General features: G+C 71.6%; 15 protein-coding genes. 4 read left to right on the top strand and 11 right to left on the bottom strand.

Going from position 1 to position 17,838, the window contains the following annotated elements:
• Window positions 1–313: 313 nt before the first annotated feature.
• The 11 genes from ACQY9S_RS11620 to ACQY9S_RS11570 form a co-directional block, all read right to left on the bottom strand.
• Window positions 314–1,438, bottom strand: a complete 1,125-nt coding sequence (locus ACQY9S_RS11620) for a BMP family ABC transporter substrate-binding protein (protein ID WP_428419863.1) — start codon at window positions 1,436–1,438, stop codon at window positions 314–316.
• A gap of 220 nt (window positions 1,439–1,658) precedes the next feature.
• The gene (locus ACQY9S_RS11615; protein WP_428419862.1) at window positions 1,659–2,423 is read right to left on the bottom strand and encodes a GntR family transcriptional regulator; all 765 of its coding nucleotides are present in this window, start codon (window positions 2,421–2,423) and stop codon (window positions 1,659–1,661) included.
• Between the two features lie 395 nt (window positions 2,424–2,818).
• Window positions 2,819–3,208, bottom strand: a complete 390-nt coding sequence (gene hpxZ / locus ACQY9S_RS11610; RefSeq protein ID WP_428419861.1) for an oxalurate catabolism protein HpxZ — start codon at window positions 3,206–3,208, stop codon at window positions 2,819–2,821.
• A 19-nt stretch (window positions 3,209–3,227) separates the two neighbouring features.
• On the bottom strand, window positions 3,228–4,646 hold the full coding sequence (locus ACQY9S_RS11605; RefSeq protein ID WP_428419860.1) for an AtzE family amidohydrolase: 1,419 nt from the start codon (window positions 4,644–4,646) through the stop codon (window positions 3,228–3,230).
• Window positions 4,643–4,852, bottom strand: coding sequence for a DUF4089 domain-containing protein (locus ACQY9S_RS11600; protein ID WP_428419859.1), 210 nt, complete (start codon window positions 4,850–4,852; stop codon window positions 4,643–4,645). Before ACQY9S_RS11600 ends, ACQY9S_RS11605 begins: the two co-directional genes overlap by 4 nt.
• 46 nt (window positions 4,853–4,898) lie before the next feature.
• Window positions 4,899–6,770 carry an allophanate hydrolase gene (atzF, locus tag ACQY9S_RS11595; protein WP_428419858.1) on the bottom strand — a complete coding sequence of 624 codons (1,872 nt, stop codon included), beginning with the start codon at window positions 6,768–6,770 and terminating at the stop codon, window positions 4,899–4,901.
• A gap of 376 nt (window positions 6,771–7,146) precedes the next feature.
• Window positions 7,147–7,647, bottom strand: a complete 501-nt coding sequence (locus ACQY9S_RS11590) for a nucleoside deaminase (RefSeq protein WP_428419857.1) — start codon at window positions 7,645–7,647, stop codon at window positions 7,147–7,149.
• A gap of 35 nt (window positions 7,648–7,682) precedes the next feature.
• Window positions 7,683–8,912: a M20 family metallopeptidase gene (locus tag ACQY9S_RS11585; RefSeq protein ID WP_428419856.1), complete on the bottom strand. Its 1,230-nt coding sequence runs from the start codon at window positions 8,910–8,912 to the stop codon at window positions 7,683–7,685.
• Window positions 8,909–10,912 (bottom strand): 2-oxo-4-hydroxy-4-carboxy-5-ureidoimidazoline decarboxylase, encoded by a 2,004-nt coding sequence (uraD, locus tag ACQY9S_RS11580; protein WP_428419855.1) that lies wholly within the window; start codon window positions 10,910–10,912, stop codon window positions 8,909–8,911. Before uraD ends, ACQY9S_RS11585 begins: the two co-directional genes overlap by 4 nt.
• Window positions 10,909–11,844, bottom strand: a complete 936-nt coding sequence (gene puuE / locus ACQY9S_RS11575) for an allantoinase PuuE (protein ID WP_428419854.1) — start codon at window positions 11,842–11,844, stop codon at window positions 10,909–10,911. Before puuE ends, uraD begins: the two co-directional genes overlap by 4 nt.
• A 35-nt stretch (window positions 11,845–11,879) precedes the next feature.
• The gene (locus ACQY9S_RS11570; protein ID WP_428419853.1) at window positions 11,880–12,632 is read right to left on the bottom strand and encodes a GntR family transcriptional regulator; all 753 of its coding nucleotides are present in this window, start codon (window positions 12,630–12,632) and stop codon (window positions 11,880–11,882) included.
• Between the two features lie 152 nt (window positions 12,633–12,784).
• Here ACQY9S_RS11570 and uraH point away from each other — a divergent pair, with 152 nt between their 5' ends.
• The 4 genes from uraH (at window position 12,785) to ACQY9S_RS11550 (ending at window position 17,810) form a co-directional block, all read left to right on the top strand.
• Window positions 12,785–13,138 carry a hydroxyisourate hydrolase gene (gene uraH / locus ACQY9S_RS11565; protein ID WP_428419852.1) on the top strand — a complete coding sequence of 118 codons (354 nt, stop codon included), beginning with the start codon at window positions 12,785–12,787 and terminating at the stop codon, window positions 13,136–13,138.
• A 63-nt stretch (window positions 13,139–13,201) separates the two neighbouring features.
• Window positions 13,202–14,407 carry a urate hydroxylase PuuD gene (locus ACQY9S_RS11560; protein WP_428419851.1) on the top strand — a complete coding sequence of 402 codons (1,206 nt, stop codon included), beginning with the start codon at window positions 13,202–13,204 and terminating at the stop codon, window positions 14,405–14,407.
• 57 nt (window positions 14,408–14,464) lie between these two features.
• Window positions 14,465–16,063, top strand: a complete 1,599-nt coding sequence (locus tag ACQY9S_RS11555; protein ID WP_428419850.1) for a nucleobase:cation symporter-2 family protein — start codon at window positions 14,465–14,467, stop codon at window positions 16,061–16,063.
• 370 nt (window positions 16,064–16,433) lie between these two features.
• Complete coding sequence (locus tag ACQY9S_RS11550; RefSeq protein WP_428419849.1) at window positions 16,434–17,810, top strand: 8-oxoguanine deaminase; 1,377 nt, start codon at window positions 16,434–16,436, stop codon at window positions 17,808–17,810.
• Window positions 17,811–17,838 lie beyond the last annotated feature (28 nt).

Here is a 17,838-nt window from a genome sequence, read left to right as displayed (position 1 = left end):
AATACATCCGTAGCGTGATGGCCGGAGTGCGGGTGGCCGGGCCGGGGGGCGCGTGCGAGGCGCCGAGGCGCGCAGGGGGCGTGGCCGGCGCGCACGGCGCGCCTCGTGGACTGACTGGCCGCGGCTGTCCGAGCGCCGTGAGCGCAGCGAACAGAGCGAGTTCCGCGGCCCGGCCACGACACCGAGCACCGCAGGGCAGTCGGCGCGACGCGCCGGCCGCCGACCTCGCGCTCTCCGGCCCGGCCGCCCGCGCTCCGGCTGCTCGCCACGAGCAGGAACTTGAGCCGGTCAGCAACCATGATCCGCGCCCGCCTCAGATCGACCCGACCACACCCTCGACCAGGTAGTTCATCTTCTCGAGTTCGAGGTCGGTCTGCTTCAGCACCTTGCCGGCCGGGATGACCACCGCGCCCTTGTTGTCCTTCAGGCCGCCGGCGAAGATGTCGAACGAGCCCGCCACCATCTTGGCCTTGATGCCGTCGGCGGCCTTCTTCGCGGCCTCCGGCACCATCGGGCCGTAGGCGGACATCTTCACGTAGCCTTCCTTCAGGCCGCCGCGCAGGAAGTTCGGGTGCGGCTTGCCGGCCTGCGCCGCCTCGATGATGGTCTTGTAGGCGGTGAGCCAGTTCCACTCGGCGCCGGTCAGGTAGGCATTGGGTGCCAGCTTGGCCTGGCTCGCGTGGTAGCCGCAGACCATCTTGCCGCGCTTGGCGGCGGTCTCGACGATGACCTTCGGCCCGTCGACGTGCATCGTGAACACGTCGGCGCCCTGGTCGGCCAGGCTGTTGGTGGCCTCGGCCTCCTTGACGGCCATCGACCACTCGCCGGTGAAGATGACCGTGCAGGTGATCTTGGGGTCGACCGAGCGCGCGCCCATCGTGAAGGCGTTGATGTTGCGCAGCACCTGCGGGATCGGCTTGGCGGCCACGAAGCCGAGCTTCTTGCTCTTGCTCATGTGGCCGGCGATCACGCCGTTGAGGTACTGGCACTCGTCGATGTAGCCGAAGAAGCTGCCGGTGTTCTTGGGGTGCTTGCCCTCGGTCCACATGCCGCCGCAGTGCGAGAAGCGCACGTCGGGGTACTTGGCGGCGAGCGCCAGCATGTGCGGGTCGAAGTAGCCGAACGAGGTGGGGAACAGCAGCTTGGCGCCGTCCTGCACGATCATGCCGGTCATGGTCTTCTGCACCGCGGTGGTCTCGGGGACGTTCTCCTCCTCGACGACCTTGAGGCCCGGCAGCTTCTTGACCTCGGCCGCGGCGGCGGCCTGCGCCTGGTTGTAGCCGAAGTCGTCCTTCGGGCCGACGTAGATCACGCCGATGGTCATCTTGGTCTGGGCCTGCGCGGCGCGCAGCGCCCACGGCGAGGCGGTGGCCAGGCCGGCGGCCGACAGTTGCGCGAGCGCGCGGCGGCGCGAGGCCCGGAAATCGTGTTGCGTCATGGTCTTCTTCCTCTACGTGGATGGCATAGCGGCAGCGAGGGCGGGGCACTGGCGACCGGCAGCGGCCAGTCTTGGTGCACGCATTGGTATACAAGTTGGAATACGCAAATGCCGTGCCTGCGGCGGCCTGGGCGGCGCCTCGCTGCGACGGGGCACGGCGCGCCCGCGCACGAACCCCCCGCGGCCCCGCGGGGGGCCGCCGGCCGCGGGGCGGGCGGCCTCAGCGCGCGAGTTGCGCGCGCGCCTGCTGCAGCATCGCGAGCGTGATCTTGCGCACCTCGGCCTTGCTCTGCTCGATGTGGCTCTTGAGCAGCAGCTGGGCCTGGTCGGGCTTGCGCTGCATCACCGCGCGCAGGATCTTGGCGTGCTCGGTGTAGGTGGCGTCGATGCGGTCGCCGCGCGTGAAGTCCAGCCGCCGGATGATGCGGATGCGCTCGGTCACGTCCCAGTGCACGCGGGCGATCTCGGCATTGCCGGCGGCGCGCACCAGCGTGGCGTGGAACTGCTCGTCGAGCGCACCGACTTCGAGCCCGTCGGCGAGCCGCTCTGCGACCGGCAGCAGCCAGGCCGTCTTCAGCGCGTCGAGCTCGGGGGCGTCGTCGGCGCGTGCGCACAGCTTGGCGACGCTGGCCAGCTCCAGCAGCACGCGCAGGTCGTAGAGCTGCTCGAGCTTGTCGAAGTCGATCGGCCGCACGTACCAGCCCGACTTCGACTCGACCTCGAGGAAGCCCTCGTTGCGCAGGCGGAACAGCGCTTCGCGCACCGGCGTGCGGCTCACGCCGAGGCGCGCGCCGATCTCGGCCTCGGAGAAGCGGTCGCCGGGTACGAGACGGAAGTCGTGGATCTCGGTCTTGAGCTGGGTGTAGGCCTGCTCGGCGAGGTTGCTGCGCACGGCAATGGCCGGCAGGCTCGCGACGGTGGCGGAGGGCAGCAGCTCGGCGCGCGCACGGGCGGCGGCAGGGCGGCGGGTGGGGCGCGTACTCATCGTGGAAGTCTAGGGCCAGTCAATGCGACGGAAGGGCATGCGCCCGAACTGGGCAGGCTGCTTGCGGTGTTCGTGTCTTTGTCCGGAACGCTGAGCGCCCACTGTGAGCGCGGGCGCTGCGCCGGGTCGCTGTGTTGCGTTCATGTCCCCCGGCGTCGGCCTCACGGCCGCCCCCTCCTCCTTTACTTCACTCCACACAGCGACCCGTCCCAGCGCTGCCACCACCGCGGCCCGCCTGGGCTTGAATACTTTCGCAGGCGGCCTCGCCAGCACCGCGCGGTACGGGCCGGTGGCCGACCAGTGAACGCGTCGAACGCCGGCATCCCACGCATACGAACGGCTGCAACGAGGCGAAAGACGCAGGGTGATTTGACATGTTCGATTGCGAGTTGGTATCAGGCATCGATCAGGCTCACATGCGCGGCGACCACGCGCCAGCCGGTGGCAAAGCGCACCCAGGTCTGGCTCTGGCGGCCGATGCGGGCGTCGCCGATGCGGTGGAACTCGGTCATCGCGGTCGCGAAGTCGCGGCCGTAGGTCGTGATCACGGTGTTGGAGAGCCGGCGCGCGAGTCCCTGCGACGGACGGGCCAGCCGGAACGCGCGGATCGCGTCGATGCCGACGAGGTTCTCGGCAGCGCCATAGCGCACGGTGTGCGCGCTCGGCCAGAACAGCGCGTCGAGCACGTCGATGCGGTTGTGGACCAGCGCGTCCTCGTAGCGGGCGAACACCGCCTCCATCTCGGCCAGCACCTCGGGGCGGTTGATCTCGGAGTCGTCGGTCATCGGCGGGCTTCCTTCGGGTTCAGTCGAGCGCGGCGACCGGCGAGCGCACCACGCCGGCGGCCTCCAGCGCGGCACCGACGCGCAGCGCATGGTCCTCGCGCCAGGGCGCGGCGATCAGCTGCACGCCGATCGGCAAGCCCGGCAGCGCCGGGTTCGTGCCCCACACCGGCACCGCGCAGACCGGCAGGCCGATGCAGGAGATCGGCTGCGTCAGCAGGCCCAGGCTGGGCCGGGCCGGCAGCCGCTGGCCATTCAGCTCCAGCCACTCGGTGCCGAGCAGCGGCGCGACGCAGGGGGTGGCCGGCGCCAGCAGCACGTCGACCTCGCCGAACAGCTCGGCCGCGCGTTGCGCGAACCAGCGCCGCACCCGCTGCGCCTGCAGCACCCAGGCGGCCGGCAGCAGCGCGCCGGCGAGGAAGCGGTCGCGCGACAGCGGCTCGAAGTCGTGGGCGCGCGTGCGCAGGTCGCCCAGGTGCAGCGTGGCGCCCTCGGCGTTGCTGATCAGGAAGGCGGCGGCGCGGGCGCGCGCCACCTCCGGCAGCTCGACGCGGCGCGTGACGCCGAGCGCCGCCGCGACGCGCTCGACCGCGGCGCGTGCCTCGGGCAGCGCGTGCTCGTGGAAGTAGCCGCCGAGCACCGCGATACGCAGGCCGTCCGCGCCCTGTGCCAGCGTGGCGTGCGTCGGCTCGATGGGGCGCTGCACGCAGCCCGGGTCGGCGGCGTCCCAGCCCTGCAGCAGGTCGTAGCTCAGCGCCAGGTCGGGCACCGAGCGCGCGAACGGCCCGAGGTGGTCGAGGCTGGCGACGAAGGGGTAGGAGCCGTGGCGTGGCAGCCGGCCGTAGGTGGGCTTGAGGCCGAACACGCCGCACAGCGAACTGGGCACGCGGATCGAGCCGTTGGTGTCGGAGCCCAGCGTCAGCGGCACCTGGCCGGCGGCGATGGCGGCGCCCGAGCCGCCCGACGAGCCGCCCGCGCTGCGCGCCAGGTCGTGCGGGTTGTGGGTGGCGCCGGCGTGGCTGTTCTCGGTGGTGAAGCCGTAGGCGTATTCGTCCATGTTCAGCGCGCCCACCAGCACTGCGCCGGCCGCCTCGAGGCGCTCGACCAGCGGTGCGTCGCGCAGCGCCGGCGCGTGCTCGCGCTCGATCTTCGAGCCGGCCAGCGTGGTCAGGCCCTGCACGTCGAACAGGTTCTTCACCGCGAAGGGCACGCCCAGCAGCGGTAGCGCCGCGGTGTCGCCCGCCGCGTGGCGCGCGTCGAGCGCGGCGGCGCGCGCCAGGGCACGCTGCGCGGTGAGGTCGGTGAAGGCGTTGACGCGCGCGTCGGTGGCGGCGATGCGCGCCAGGCTGGCCTGCACCATCGCGCTGGCGCTGACCTCGCCGCGCTGCACCGCCGCGGCGATGCCGGTTGCGGTGCCGGCGAGCAGCGTGTCGGCGCTCACGATGCGGCGTCCTGCGGCGACAGCGGCACGAACTGCGGCGCCGGTTCGTCCTCGACCGCCAGCGGCAGGCCGTTCACCAGTGCGGCCATCTGCGATGCGAGCCCGAAGTAGCGCAGCACGCCGGGGCGGTGTTCGGGCGCGAGCGGCAGGGCCAACGCGGCGGCGGCGGCGTCGACATAGGCCTCGATCGTGTCGGCGGGTAGCATGGCGGTCTCCTGGAAATCCGGGCAGGTGAGGGCGGGTGGGGCCAGCCTAGGACGCGGCCGGGGCGCCCCGGAGCGACGCCAGGTAGGCACGCCAGCCGCCGAAGGCGCTGACATCGGGCGCGCCGGCCAGCGCGTGCGACTCGCACAGGAAGCCGTGCACCCAGCGGCCGTCGGCCAGCTCGATCGAGCCCAGGCCCAGCGGCGGCGGGATCAGCGCGAGGAAGGAACCGACGGCGTGCTGCGGCAGATCCCAGACCTCGACCGCGATCGCGTGGCCGTCGTCGGTGCCGGCGGCACGCACCAGGCCCGGCTTGGGCGGCGTGGTGCCGGGCAGCGCATGCAGGCGGTAGCGCGGGGCCGTTGCCGTGGCCTCGCTCAGGCGGGCGCCGCGCTCGGTGAGCTGGCCGTTCAGCGGCAGGCCCGACAGGTGGGCGCCGACGACGGCCAGTGGCAGCACCGGTTCGCTGGCCGGTGTGGGCAGCGATGCCGTGGCCGGCAGATCCTCCAGGTGCAGCCGGGCGGTGCCGAGCGGCAGGTCCATCGCGCGCTGCCATTGCGCGCCGAAGCGGGCCAGCGCTGCGTCGGCGTTCGCCGGGGCGATGAAGGTCACGCCGAACGGCAGCCCGGCGGCGATCCCCTGCGCGACCGCTGTCGTCGTGAAGCCGGCCGGCAGCGCAAGCGCGCACCAGCCCAGCAGGTTGACGAAGTTGGTGTAAGTGCCCAGCCCCGCGTTCACGCCCAGCGGGTCCGCGTCGATCTCGTCGAAGCGCGGATGCCCCGGCGCCGTCGGCACCATCAGCACGTCGACCTGCTGCCACAGCGCGGCGGCGTCGCGCTGCGCCTCGCGCAGCCGGTACTGCCCGCGGAAGGCGTCGGTGGCGCTGAAGGCCGTGGCCGACTCGACGATCTGGCGCACGCTCGGGTCCAGCGCCTGCGGGTCGCGCGCGAGCAGCGCCTGCACCACGGCATGGCGCTCGGCGACCCAGGGGCCGGCGTACAGCAGGTCGGCGACCCGGTGCAGCGGTGCGAAGTCGATCGGTACCGCGCTGTGGCCGAGCCGGCGCAGCTCGCCGAGGGCCTGCCCGAAGGCCGCGGCATAGCCGGCGTCGCCGCTGAACACCGGATCGCGCGGCACGCCGACGCGCAGCGGGCCGGGCCAGCCGGCCGGTCCGGGCGCGAAGGCGCTGTAGGCGTCGGCCGCGTCCGGCCCTTCGATCAGCGCGAGCGCGGTGGCCGCGGCCGGCACGGTGTGCGCGAACACCGACACGCAGTCCAGCGAGCGGCAGGCCGGCAGCACGCCGGCGGTGGACACGCGGCCCGGCGTCGGCTTGAGCCCGACGATGTTGTTGAAGCCGGCCGGCACGCGGCCCGAGCCGGCGGTGTCGGTGCCCAGCGCGAGCGGCACGTCGCCGCGCGCGACGACCACCGCCGAGCCGGAGCTGGAGCCGCCGCTCACGCGGTCGGCGGCGAACACGCTCGCCGGCCGGCCATAGGGCGAGCGGGTGCCGACCAGGCCGGTGGCGAACTGGTCGAGGTTGGTCTTGCCCAGCCACACGGCGCCGGCCGCGACCAGGCGCTCGACCGCGTGTGCCGAGCGTTCGGCGACGCGGGAGAACGCGGGGCAGGCGGCGGTGGTCGGCAGCCCGGCGATGTCGATGTTGTCCTTCACGGCGAACGGTATGCCGTACAGCGGCAGGGCCCGCGCCCGGGCGGCGGCGTCCGCGCAGCCGGCGGCGCGTGCCGCCAGCGCGTCGAGCTGGACGTAGAGCTGTGCTTCGCTGGCGCGCAGTATCCACGCCGGGTCGTCGCCGGCCGCCGCCAGCTGCCGCAAGCGCTCGCGCAGCAGGGCGTCGGGTGTGGCGCCGTCGCGGTAGGCCTGTTGCCACTCCTCCAGCGTGAACGGGTTCGGTGCGTGCATGGTGCGTGCATGGTGCACTGTCTTGTGTACCAGATGGGATGCAGCAGGAACCGTGCCGGATGGGTGGACGTGGCAGACCGCGCATCCGGCACTGCATTCGAACGCATCGGATTGAGCTTGGGTCAGGGCGCCGGCCGGCCGCCTGCGAGGACCGCGCGGTGCTGACGAGGCCGCCGGGCGAGCGGCTCCGTTCATGTCCCCCGGCGGCGGCCCGAGGGCCGCCCCCTCCTCCTTTACTTCACTGCGCCGCTCACCCGACGCCCTCGCCAGCACTAACGTGCCAACGTTTGACAGTCGGTGTTCCACACCAGGCACCGATGACCGCAACGAACCGAAGGTCGGCGGCCGATCCGATACGGATGAACGCGACCTGGTATCAGTGGTCCGACCAGAAGCCGCGGTGCGGGGCGAGCAGCTCGGTTTCGAGCTCGGGGCAGGGCCCGAACACGCGCACCGGCTTCTGGCCGCGCGCGAACACCTCGCGGCAGGGCAGCGCCAGCGTCGGGTTCTCGGCGTGGCTGCCGGTCAGCGCCAGCAGTGCTTCTTCGCTGGCGCCATAGACGATGCGGCCGATGTTGGCCCAGTAGGCGGTGCCGGCGCACATCGCGCAGGGCTCGAAGGTGGTGACGAGCGTGCAGTCCCACAGGAAGCCCGGCGCGTAGTGGCTCGCCGCGTTGCGCGCCAGCGTGGCCTCGGCGTGCTGCACCGTGTCGATGTTGCCCTGCTCGGCCAGCACGGTCTCGTGGTCGGGCGCGAGCAGCAGCGCGCCGAAGGGGTGGCGACCGAGCGCCAGGGCGTGCCGCGCGACCGCGTTCGCACGGCGCAGTGCGGCGACGATCTGCGCCGCGCTCGGGTCGTCGCAGGGGTGGAAGTCCATCGGCCCGCTCGCGAACGTCGCCGCCCGTGCGGGGGTCAGGACAGCAGATCGAACAGCGTGCGCGCCACGACCTGGGTCGCGCGCCGCAGGTCGTCGAGCACGATGTGCTCGTCGGCGCGCTTGGCGTTGCTCTCCAGCACGGTGCGCGGCCCGGCGCCGTAGATCACCGCCGGGATGCCGCGCTCGCAGTACAGCCGCACGTCGGTGTAGAGCGGCGTGCCGGTGGTGCGGATCGGTTCGCCGAACACCGCCGAGGCCTGCTTCTCCAGCGCGGCGACCAGCGGCGCGTTGCCGGGCAGCGGCGTGAGCGCACGGCACATCAGCATGCGGCGGATGTCGACGGTGATGCCGTCGGTCTGCGCGGCCGCGTCGGCGATCACGCGGCGGATGTCGGCCTCCACCTGTTCGGGGTTCTCCTCGGGGATCATGCGGCGGTCGAGCTTGAACACCACCTTGCCGGGCACGACGTTGGTGTTGGTGCCGCCCTCGATCAGGCCGACGTTCAGGTAGGGGTGGGTGATGCCCGGTACTTGCGACGAGATGCCCTTGTAGAGGGTGTTCTGCGCGTACAGCGCGTTCAGGATCTTCACCGCACCCTGCAGCGCGTCGACGCCGGTGTGGGGGATGGCGGCGTGCGCCATCCTGCCGTGCACCGTGACCTCCATCTGCAGGCAGCCGTTGTGCGCGGTGACGATCTGGTAGCTGAAGCCGGCGGCCATCATCAGGTCGGGCTTCGTCAGGCCCTGGGCCAGCAACCAGCCAGGGCCGAGCTCGCCGCCGAACTCCTCGTCGTAGGTGAAGTGCAGCTCGACGCCGCCTTTCAGCGGTGCGCCCAGCGACTCGAGCGCGCGCACCGCGAAGCTGTAGGTCGTGAAGTCGCACTTGCTGACCGCGGCGGCGCGGCCGTAGAGCTTGCCGTCGGCGATCTCGCCGCCGTAGGGATCATGGGTCCAGCCTTCGCCGGGCGGCACCACATCGCCGTGCGCGTTCAGCGCGATGGTCGGGCCGCCGGGCCCATAGCGCCGCCGCACGATCAGGTTGGTGAGCGACTGCAGCCCGTAGGCGCGCACCTCGTCGGCCGGCACCGGATGCTGCTCGGCCTCGAAGCCGAAGGCCGCCAGCAGCTCGGCGGTGCGTTCGGCATGCGGCGCGTTGTTGCCGGGCGGGGAGTCGGTGGGAACCTTCACCAGTTCCTGAAGCAGCTTCACCTGCTCGTCGAAGTGGGCGTCGATCCAGGCGTCGAGTCGGTCGTAGGGGGTGCTCATGTCGAGTGGCTCGGTGGACCCCCTCTCCCGTGTGCGGGAGAGGGCAGGGGTGAGGGTGGGGACGAGGCAAGCGCGAGTTGTTCCAGCAGGTGGGCGAAGGCCTCGACCGCGAGCTGCATGTCGTCGACGGTGCTCGATTCGAGCGGGTTGTGGCTGATGCCGGCGTTCTCGCCGCGCACGAACAGCATGGCCTGCGGCATCACCTCGTGCAGCTTCATCGCGTCGTGGCCGGCGCCGCTGGGCAGGTGGTGCACCGGGAGGCCGGTGGCGGCGACGGCGGCTTCCCAACGGCGCTGCCAGGCCGCGTCGCTGGGAGCGGCCGCGGCGCGCACGGTTTCCTCGAGGCGGTAGGCGAGGCCGCGGCGCTCGCAGATTGCGGCCAGCCGGTCCCGCACGTCGGCCGCCATCGCATCGCGCACCTCGTTGGTGGTCGCGCGGATGTCGAGGCTGAAGCGGCAGCGGCCCGGCACGACATTGATCGAACCGTTGGGCACCTCCAGCATGCCGACGGTGCCGACCAGGTGCGGCGCGGCGGCGGCACGCTGCTCGACGTAGAGCGCCAGCTCGGCGACGGCGGTCGCGGCGTCGCGCCGGCGGTCCATCGGCGTGGTGCCGGCGTGGCTGGCGACGCCGGTGACTTCGCCGAGATAGCGCACGCTGCCGTTGATCGAGGTCACCACGCCCAGCGGCAGGTCCAGCTCGCTCAGCACCGGGCCCTGCTCGATGTGCACCTCGACGAAGCCGAGGTAGCGCGCCGCGTCGCGCGCCTCGGCCGCGATGGCCTCCAGCGTCGCCGGCAGGCCGGCGGCCTGCATCGCGGCGCGCATCGTCACGCCGTCGGCGTCCTGCTGGTCGAGCCAGGTGGGGTCGAAGTGGCCGATCACCGCGCCGGAGCCGAGGAAGGTGGCCTTGTAGCGCTGGCCTTCCTCTTCGGCGAAGCCGATCACCTCCAGGCCGAAGGGCAGGCGCCGGCCGGCGCGGTGCAGCTCGCGCACGCAGGCCATCGGCACCAGGATGCCGAGCCGGCCGTCGTACTTGCCGCCGTTGCGCACGGTGTCGTAGTGGCTGCCGGTGAGCAGGCGGCGAGGCGTCCCCCTCACCCCGGCCCTCTCCCCCGGGGCGGGGGAGAGGGGGTCAGGCTCCGAACCTGTCGATGCAGGCACGCGGTTGACTCCCTCTCCCTCCGGGAGAGGGCCGGGGTGAGGGCTGCCCGTCGCTGCTGCTCCGTGGTACACGGCCACCACGTTGCCCACCGCATCGATGCGCACCTCGTCGAAGCCGCAGTCTTCGCGCATCCAGGCCTGCAGCTGTGCCGCGCAGGCGCGGTGCGCGTCGGTCAGGTAGGTGACGGTGAGTTCGCCGCGTTCGCCGTAGCCCGGGTCGGTGTGCACCGCCAGTTGCTCGGCCCAGTCCCACACCTGCTCTCCCAGTACCGGCGTGACGCCGAACTTGTCGTTCAGGCGGATCTCGGCGATGCGGTCGATCTGCCGCAGGCACTCGGCCAGCTCGACCTCCGGATGGCCCTGCAGCCGGCGCTCGAGCGTGGCGATGATCTGGCGGCGGTGCAGGCCGAGTCCGCGCGCACCGCGCACCGCCATCACGAAGGGCCAGCCGAAGCGCGCGGTGTAGGTGGCGTTGAGCTGCTGCACCTGCGCGAACTCCTCGGGCGTGCAGTGGTTCAGGCCGGCCGCGGCCTGCTCGTGGGTCGATTCGGCCGTCAGCGCGCCGGCGACGGCGGCTTTGCCAGCCAGCTCCGGGTGGGCGCGCACCAGCGCGAACTGCGCGTCGCGGCCGCTGGCCCGCACGACGCCGACCAGCGCGTACTTGAGTTGCGCGAGGCTCGCGAACGGGCGCTGCTGCAAGGCCGCCGCGGCGATCCAGGGCGAGTGCTCGTAGAGGCCGTCGAGCGAGGCCAGCGCCGGGCCGGGCGCCGCGGCATTGAGCCAGTCCAGCGTCAGCGGCTGCGGAAACAGGCCGTCCATGCCGGTCGTCATCGTCATGCCGCCTGCCAGGGGTGTGCGGCTTTCCAGTGCCGCGCGATGTCGATGCGCCGGCACACCCAGACGCGGTCGTGCGCCTCGATGTGGTCGAGGAAGCGCTGCAGCGAGGCGATGCGGCCGGGCTTGCCGAGCAGGCGGCAGTGCATGCCGATCGACATCATCTTCGGCGCGTCCTCGCCCTCGGCGTAGAGCGCGTCGAAGCTGTCGCGCAGGTAGGTGAAGAAGTGCTCGCCGGTGTTGAAGCCCTGCGCCTGCACGAAGCGCATGTCGTTGGTGTCGAGCGAGTAGGGCAGCACCAGGTGCGGCTGCGTCGTGCCGTCGGTCTTCGTGACCGGCATCCAGAACGGCAGGTCGTCGCCGTAGTAGTCGCTGTCGTACTCGTAGCCGCCCTGGTCGACGACGAGCCGGCGGGTGTTGGGGCTGTCGCGCCCGGTGTACCAGCCCAGCGGCCACTCGCCGCCGGTCAGCTCGCGCAGCAGCTGGGTGCCGATGCCGATGTGGCGCCGCTCGGTGGCCTCGGGCAGGTTCTGGTAGTGGATCCAGCGCAGGCCGTGGTTGGCGATCTCGTAGCCGCTCTCCACGAAGGCGGCCAGCAGCTCCGGATAGCGCTCCAGCGCCATACCGACGCCGAACACCGTGAGCGGCAGGCGGCGCTTCTCGAACTCGCGCAGGATGCGCCACACGCCGACGCGCGAGCCGTACTCGTACATCGACTCCATCGTCATGTGGCGGTTCTCGTAGGCCTGGGCAGTGATCAGCTCGGACAGGAAGGTTTCCGAGGTCGGGTCGCCGTGCAGCGGGCTGTTCTCGCCGCCTTCCTCGTAGTTCAGCACGAACTGCACCGCGATCCTCGCACCGCCGGGCCAGCGCGCGTGCGGGACGTCGCGGCCGTAGCCGCGCAGATCGCGGGGGTAGGGAAGGGTCGGATCCATGGCGGCGGGCCTTGCAAGAAACGAGCGCAGTCCGCTCACCCCGCCGGCCGCAGCGCGGCGTCGAGGTCGTGGACGCGCGGATTGAGGCGCAGGTTGCGCTCGACGTTCTGGAGGTGGGACTCGAGCAGCTTCACGGCGGCGCGGGCGTCGCGCCGTTCCAGCGCGTCGACGAGGGCCACGTGCTCGGCCTGCGAGTGCTCGGCCGAGTGCGAGGACTGGTACATCAGCGAGATCAGCGACGAGCGCGACAGCAGGTCGGTCAGCAGCTGAGCCAGCACCTCGTTGCCGACCATGCGCGCGAGGATCATGTGGAAGTCGGCCAGCAGCCGGGTGCGACCGGGGACGTCGGTGCGCAGCACGGCCTCGCGCTCGGCGCGCAGGTGGGCGCGCAGTTCGGCGATCTGCACGTCGCTGATCACCGCGCACAGCTTGCGCACCATCGCGGCCTCCAGCATCTGACGCACCTCGAACACCTGGCGCGCCTCCTGCACGCCGGGCCGAGCGACGAAGGCGCCGCGTGCCGGCTCCAGCGTGACCAGGCGGTCGCGGCTGAGCTGGTTCAGCGCCTGGCGCACGAGGGTGCGCGAGACCTTGAAGATGTCGGCGATCTTCTGCTCGGCGAGCTTGGTGCCCGGCATCAGCCGGCGCTCGACGATGGCCGCGGTGATGGCATCGACGATGCGCTGCGTGGCGCTCGGGTCGGCCTGTGGCGCGGTGGCCGCGGCAGGGCGGCGCCGCGCCGGTGCGGGCTTCAGGACGTGGAGCTTGGCGGTGGCGGCACGAGGCATCGTTTCGGTGCGGGTTCGTGGCAGCGAGCGGTGGGCGCCCGGTGGCATGGAGCTTGCGATGTATTCCAAAGTGTATACACTTTCAATGGCCCGGCAAGCCGGCCAGCCTGCCCTCTTTGTCCAGTGCGAATCACCGGAGCGCCGCGCCGCCCATGGGACGACTTACCACCCACGTGCTCGACACGATGAACGGCTGTCCGGCCGCCGGCATGGCGGTGTCGCTGTGGCGGCTCGCGCCGGGTGCTGCCGAGCGCATCGCCGAGCTGAAACTCAACGACGACGGCCGGGCCGACTCGCCGCTGCTGGAAGGCGAGGCTTTGCTGGCCGGCTGCTACCGGCTGGTGTTCTCGGTGGCGGCCTACTTCAAGGCGCGCGGTGTCGCGCTGCCGGAGCCGCCCTTCCTGGACGAGGTGCCGCTGGACTTCGGCCTCGCCGACCCGTCGCTGCACTACCACGTGCCCTTGCTCGTGAGCCCGTGGGCCTACTCGACCTACCGGGGCAGTTGAGCGGGGCGCCCACCCTTCCTGCGCGGCTGCCGTCGCGGGCCTGACCGTTCGGGAACCCTGACGATGGACGCCTACCTGCTGGACTGGGCCAACCTGCTGCTGCGCTGGCTGCACGTGGTCACCGCGGTCGCGTGGATCGGCGCCTCGCTGCACTTCGTGCTGCTCGACGACAGCCTCTACAAGCCCGAGGACCCGGAGCTGAGGAAGAAGGGCGTCGACGGCGAAGCCTGGGCGGTGCACGGCGGCGGTTTCTACCACTCCAGCAAGTACCTGGTCGCGCCGCCGAATCTGCCCGAGAAGCTGCACTGGTCGTACTGGGAGAGCTACGCGACCTGGCTGTCGGGCTTTGCGCTGCTGTGCGTGCTGTACTTTGTCAACGCCTCGTCCTTCCTGGTCGACAAGGCGGTGTTCGACTGGTCACCGGCTGCCGCAGTGGCCGGCGCGCTGGCCTACCTGGTGCTGGGCTGGGTGGTCTACGACGGCATCTGCCGCGTGTTCGGCCGCAAGGCCGACGGCTCGGTGGGCGGCGACCTGAAGGTCGGCCTCGGCGTCTTCCTCTACACCTGCGTCGCGGCCTGGATCGCCTGCCACCTGTTCGCCGGGCGCGCCGCCTTCCTGCTGACCGGCGCGATGCTGGCCACGGTGATGAGCGCGAACGTGCTGATGGTCATCATCCCCGGCCAGCGCAAGGTGGTGGCGGCGCTGCGCGCGAAGCAGCCGGTCGACCCGAACCTCGGCAAGCGCGGCAAGCAGCGCAGCGTGCACAACACCTACTTCACGATGCCGGTGCTGATCGCGATGCTGTCCAACCACTACGGCATGGTCACCCAGCACCGCCTCAACTGGCTGGTGCTGGTGCTGCTGATGCTGGCCGGTGCGCTGATCCGGCTGTTCTTCGTGCTCCGGCACAAGGCGCCGCCGCGCTGGGAGATCGCCGGCGCGTCGATTGCCATCCTGGCCGGCGTGGCGCTGCTGGTCGCGCCGCCGAAGGGCGACCCCGTGGTGGGGCAGGCGGCCGCGGCGGTCCCGGTGAGCTTTGCGCAGGTGCAGGCGGTGGTCGGCGAGCGCTGCGCGATGTGCCACAACGCCCAGGTCGTCAGCAAGAACGTCCAGCTCCACACGCCCGAGCTGATCGCCAGCCACGCGCAGCAGATCTACCAGCAGGCGGTGGTGCTGAAGACCATGCCGATGAACAACGCGACCCAGATCACCGATGCCGAGCGCGCGCTGCTGGGCCGCTGGTACGAGGCCGGTGCATCGCCCAGGTAGCGGGCACGGCCTGGGTACGGGCCTTGCAAGCGCCCGAGGGCATTCGAGGAGAACGCCATGACTTCGGGCACCACCACCGTCCATCCGGTCGACGAGAAACTGCCTGCAGGCCGGCTGACGGCGCTGGGCCTGCAGCATGTGCTGGTGATGTACGCCGGAGCGGTGGCCGTGCCGCTGATCGTCGGCCGCGCGCTCAAGCTCAGTCCCGAGCAGGTGGCGCTGCTGATCTCGGCCGACCTGTTCTGCTGCGGCATCGCCACGCTGATCCAGTCGCTGGGCGCGACGCGCTGGTTCGGCATCAAGCTGCCGGTGATGATGGGCGTGACCTTCGCCGCGGTGGGGCCGATGATCGCGATGGCCGGGCCGGGCGGCACCGAGGCCGCGCGGGCCATCTTCGGCGCGATCATCGGTGCCGGCATCCTGTCGATCTTCATCGCGCCGGTGATGGGGCGGCTGCTGCGTTTCTTTCCGCCGGTGGTGACCGGCACCATCATCGCGGTGATCGGCATCAGCCTGATGCGCGTGGGCATCGGCTGGGCGATGGGCGGGCCGGCCCACCTCGCGCAGTTCACCGACGTGCCCCGGCTCGTGGCGATGGTCGACCAGGCCAAGGCCGAGGCGCTGGCCGGCAATGCAGCGGTGGCCGCGCTGTCGGCCGGCTCGGCCCCGGCGGCGGGTGTCGCGACGCAGGCCGCCGCTGCGGCCACGGCATCGGCCAACGCCGGTGCGGCCGCCGGCGTATCGGTGGCGCCCCTCGTGACCAAGCTGCCCGGGCCGGTGCCGGAGAAGGACAACCCGGCCTACGGCGCGCTCGACAACATGGCGATCGCGGCCTTCGTGCTGGTGGTGATCCTGCTGATCTCCAAGTACGGCAAGGGCTTCGTCGCCAACATCTCGGTGCTGCTGGGCATTGTGGTGGGCTGCGTGGTGGCCGCCGCGTTGGGCAAGATGGGCTTCGACAAGGTGGCCAAGGCGCATTGGTTCGACGTCGTCACGCCGTTCGCCTTCGGCGTGCCGGTGTTCGACCCGGTGCTGATCGCGACGATGACGCTGGTGATGGTGGTCGTGATGATCGAGTCGACCGGCATGTTCCTCGCGCTGTCCGATATCACCGGCAAGCCCATCGACCAGAAGGCGCTGACGGCCGGGCTGCGCACCGACGGCCTGGGCACGCTGATCGGCGGCATCTTCAACACCTTCCCGTACACCAGCTTCTCGCAGAACGTGGGGCTGGTGGGCGTGACCGGCGTGCGCAGCCGCTACGTGTGCGTGGCGGCCGGGCTGATCATGATCGTGCTGGGCCTGCTGCCGAAGATGGCGGCGCTGGTCGAGTCGGTGCCGACCTTCGTGTTGGGCGGGGCCGGGCTGGTGATGTTCGGCATGGTCGCGGCGACCGGCATCCGCATCCTCGCCGCGGTCGACTACAAGACCAACCGCCACAACCTCTACATCGTCGCGATCTCGATCGGCTTCGGCATGCTGCCGCTGGTGGCGCCGCGCTGGACGCAGCAGATGCACCACAGCCTGCATCCGCTGCTGGAGTCCGGCATCCTGCTGGCGGCCTTGAGCGCGGTGCTGCTGAACCTGTTCTTCAATGGCGCGAAGGGCGGGGCGGCGCAGGCGGTCGAGGCGGCGAAGTTGGCGGAGGCGCATTGACTTCGTTGCGTCGTCGATGTGGCAGTTGGTGCCGTGGCGCAGCCACGCTCGTGGTGTTCGATCGCGGCATTGCCATGCCGCCTCTGCCCACGGAGGGCCGGACAGGGTGGGGCGCGCATGCGAGGCGCCGAGGCGCGCAGGGTGCGTGGCCCGCGCGCGCAGCGCGCTTCGTGGGCTGACTCGTCGCGGTTGTCCGAACGGAGCGAACGCAGTGAGCACAGTGAGTTCCGTGACGGGGCCATGGACCCGAGCACCGCAGGGTAGCCGCAGCGCAGCGGAGGCCGCCGAACCTGCGTGCCCCACCCTGTCCGGCCCTCCGTGGGCCGCTCGCCGCAACGCATGAACAACACCCGATAAGCAAAAGGCACTCATGCCCACCCTCCTGATCCACAACGCCCGCCTCGTCGTCACGATGGACGACCGGCGCAGCGAGATCGCCGACGGCAGCGTCTTCATCCGCGACCACGTGATCGAGGCCGTCGGTCCGGCCGCCGAGCTGCCGGCCACCGCCGACGAGGTGATCGACGCCCGCGACCACATCGTCGTGCCCGGGCTGGTCAACACCCACCACCATATGTTCCAGTCGCTGACGCGCGTGATCGCCCAGGACTGCGAGCTGTTCGACTGGCTCGGCACGCTCTACCCGATCTGGGCCGGCCTGACGCCGGAGATGGTGCGGGTGTCGACCCAGACCGCGATGGCCGAACTGCTGCTGTCGGGCTGCACGACCAGCAGCGACCACCTCTACCTCTATCCCAACGGGGTGACGCTCGACGACAGCATCGAGGCCGCCGCGGAGATTGGCATGCGCTTCCATGCCGCGCGCGGCTCGATGAGCGTCGGGCAGAGCCAGGGCGGCCTGCCGCCCGACCGCGTGGTGGAGGCCGAGCCGGCGATCCTGAAGGAGACGCAGCGGCTGATCGAACGCTGGCACGACCCGGCGCGCCACGCGATGCTGCGCATCGTCGTGGCGCCTTGCTCGCCGTTCTCGGTCAGCCGCGAGCTGATGCGCGAGTCGGCGGCGCTGGCGCGCAGCTTCGGCGCCGGCCACGGCGTGTCGCTGCACACCCACCTGGCCGAGAACGACAAGGACATCGCCTATTCGCGCGAGAAGTTCGGCATGACGCCGGCCGAGTACGCCGAGGACCTGGGCTGGGTCGGCCGCGACGTCTGGCATGCGCACTGCGTCAAGCTCGACGCGCCGGGCATCGGCCTGTTCGCCCGCACCCGTACCGGCGTTGCCCACTGCCCGTGCTCGAACATGCGGCTGGCCTCGGGCATCGCGCCGGTGCGGGCCCTGCGCGATGCCGGCGTGCCGGTGGGCCTGGGCGTCGACGGCTCGGCCTCGAACGACGGCGGCCACTTGCTCGCCGAGGCGCGCATGGCGATGCTGCTGCAGCGCGTCGCGCACGGCCCGGTCCTCGGGCCGTCGGCGATGGGGGCGCGCGAGGCGCTCGAGATCGCGACCCGCGGCGGCGCCGAGGTGCTCGACCGCGACGACATCGGCACGCTCGCGCCGGGCAGGGCCGCCGACCTGGCGATCTTCGCGCTCGACGACGTCGGCCTGGCCGGCGCGCAGCACGACCCGCTCGCGGCGCTGCTGTTCTGCCAGCCGCCGCGCACGCGGCACACCGTGGTGCACGGGCGGGTGGTGGTGCGTGACGGTCGGCTCACCACCGTCGAGCTGCCGCGCCTGGTCGAGCGGCACAACCGGCTGTCGCGGCAACTGGTCGAGGCGGCGCGCTAACCGGCCTGCTTCGCCTGCACGATTCTTG

The sequence above is a fragment of the Methylibium sp. genome, from assembly GCF_965279545.1.
Lineage (GTDB): Bacteria > Pseudomonadota > Gammaproteobacteria > Burkholderiales > Burkholderiaceae_C > Methylibium.
This window is presented reverse-complemented; position numbering and strand designations above follow the sequence as displayed.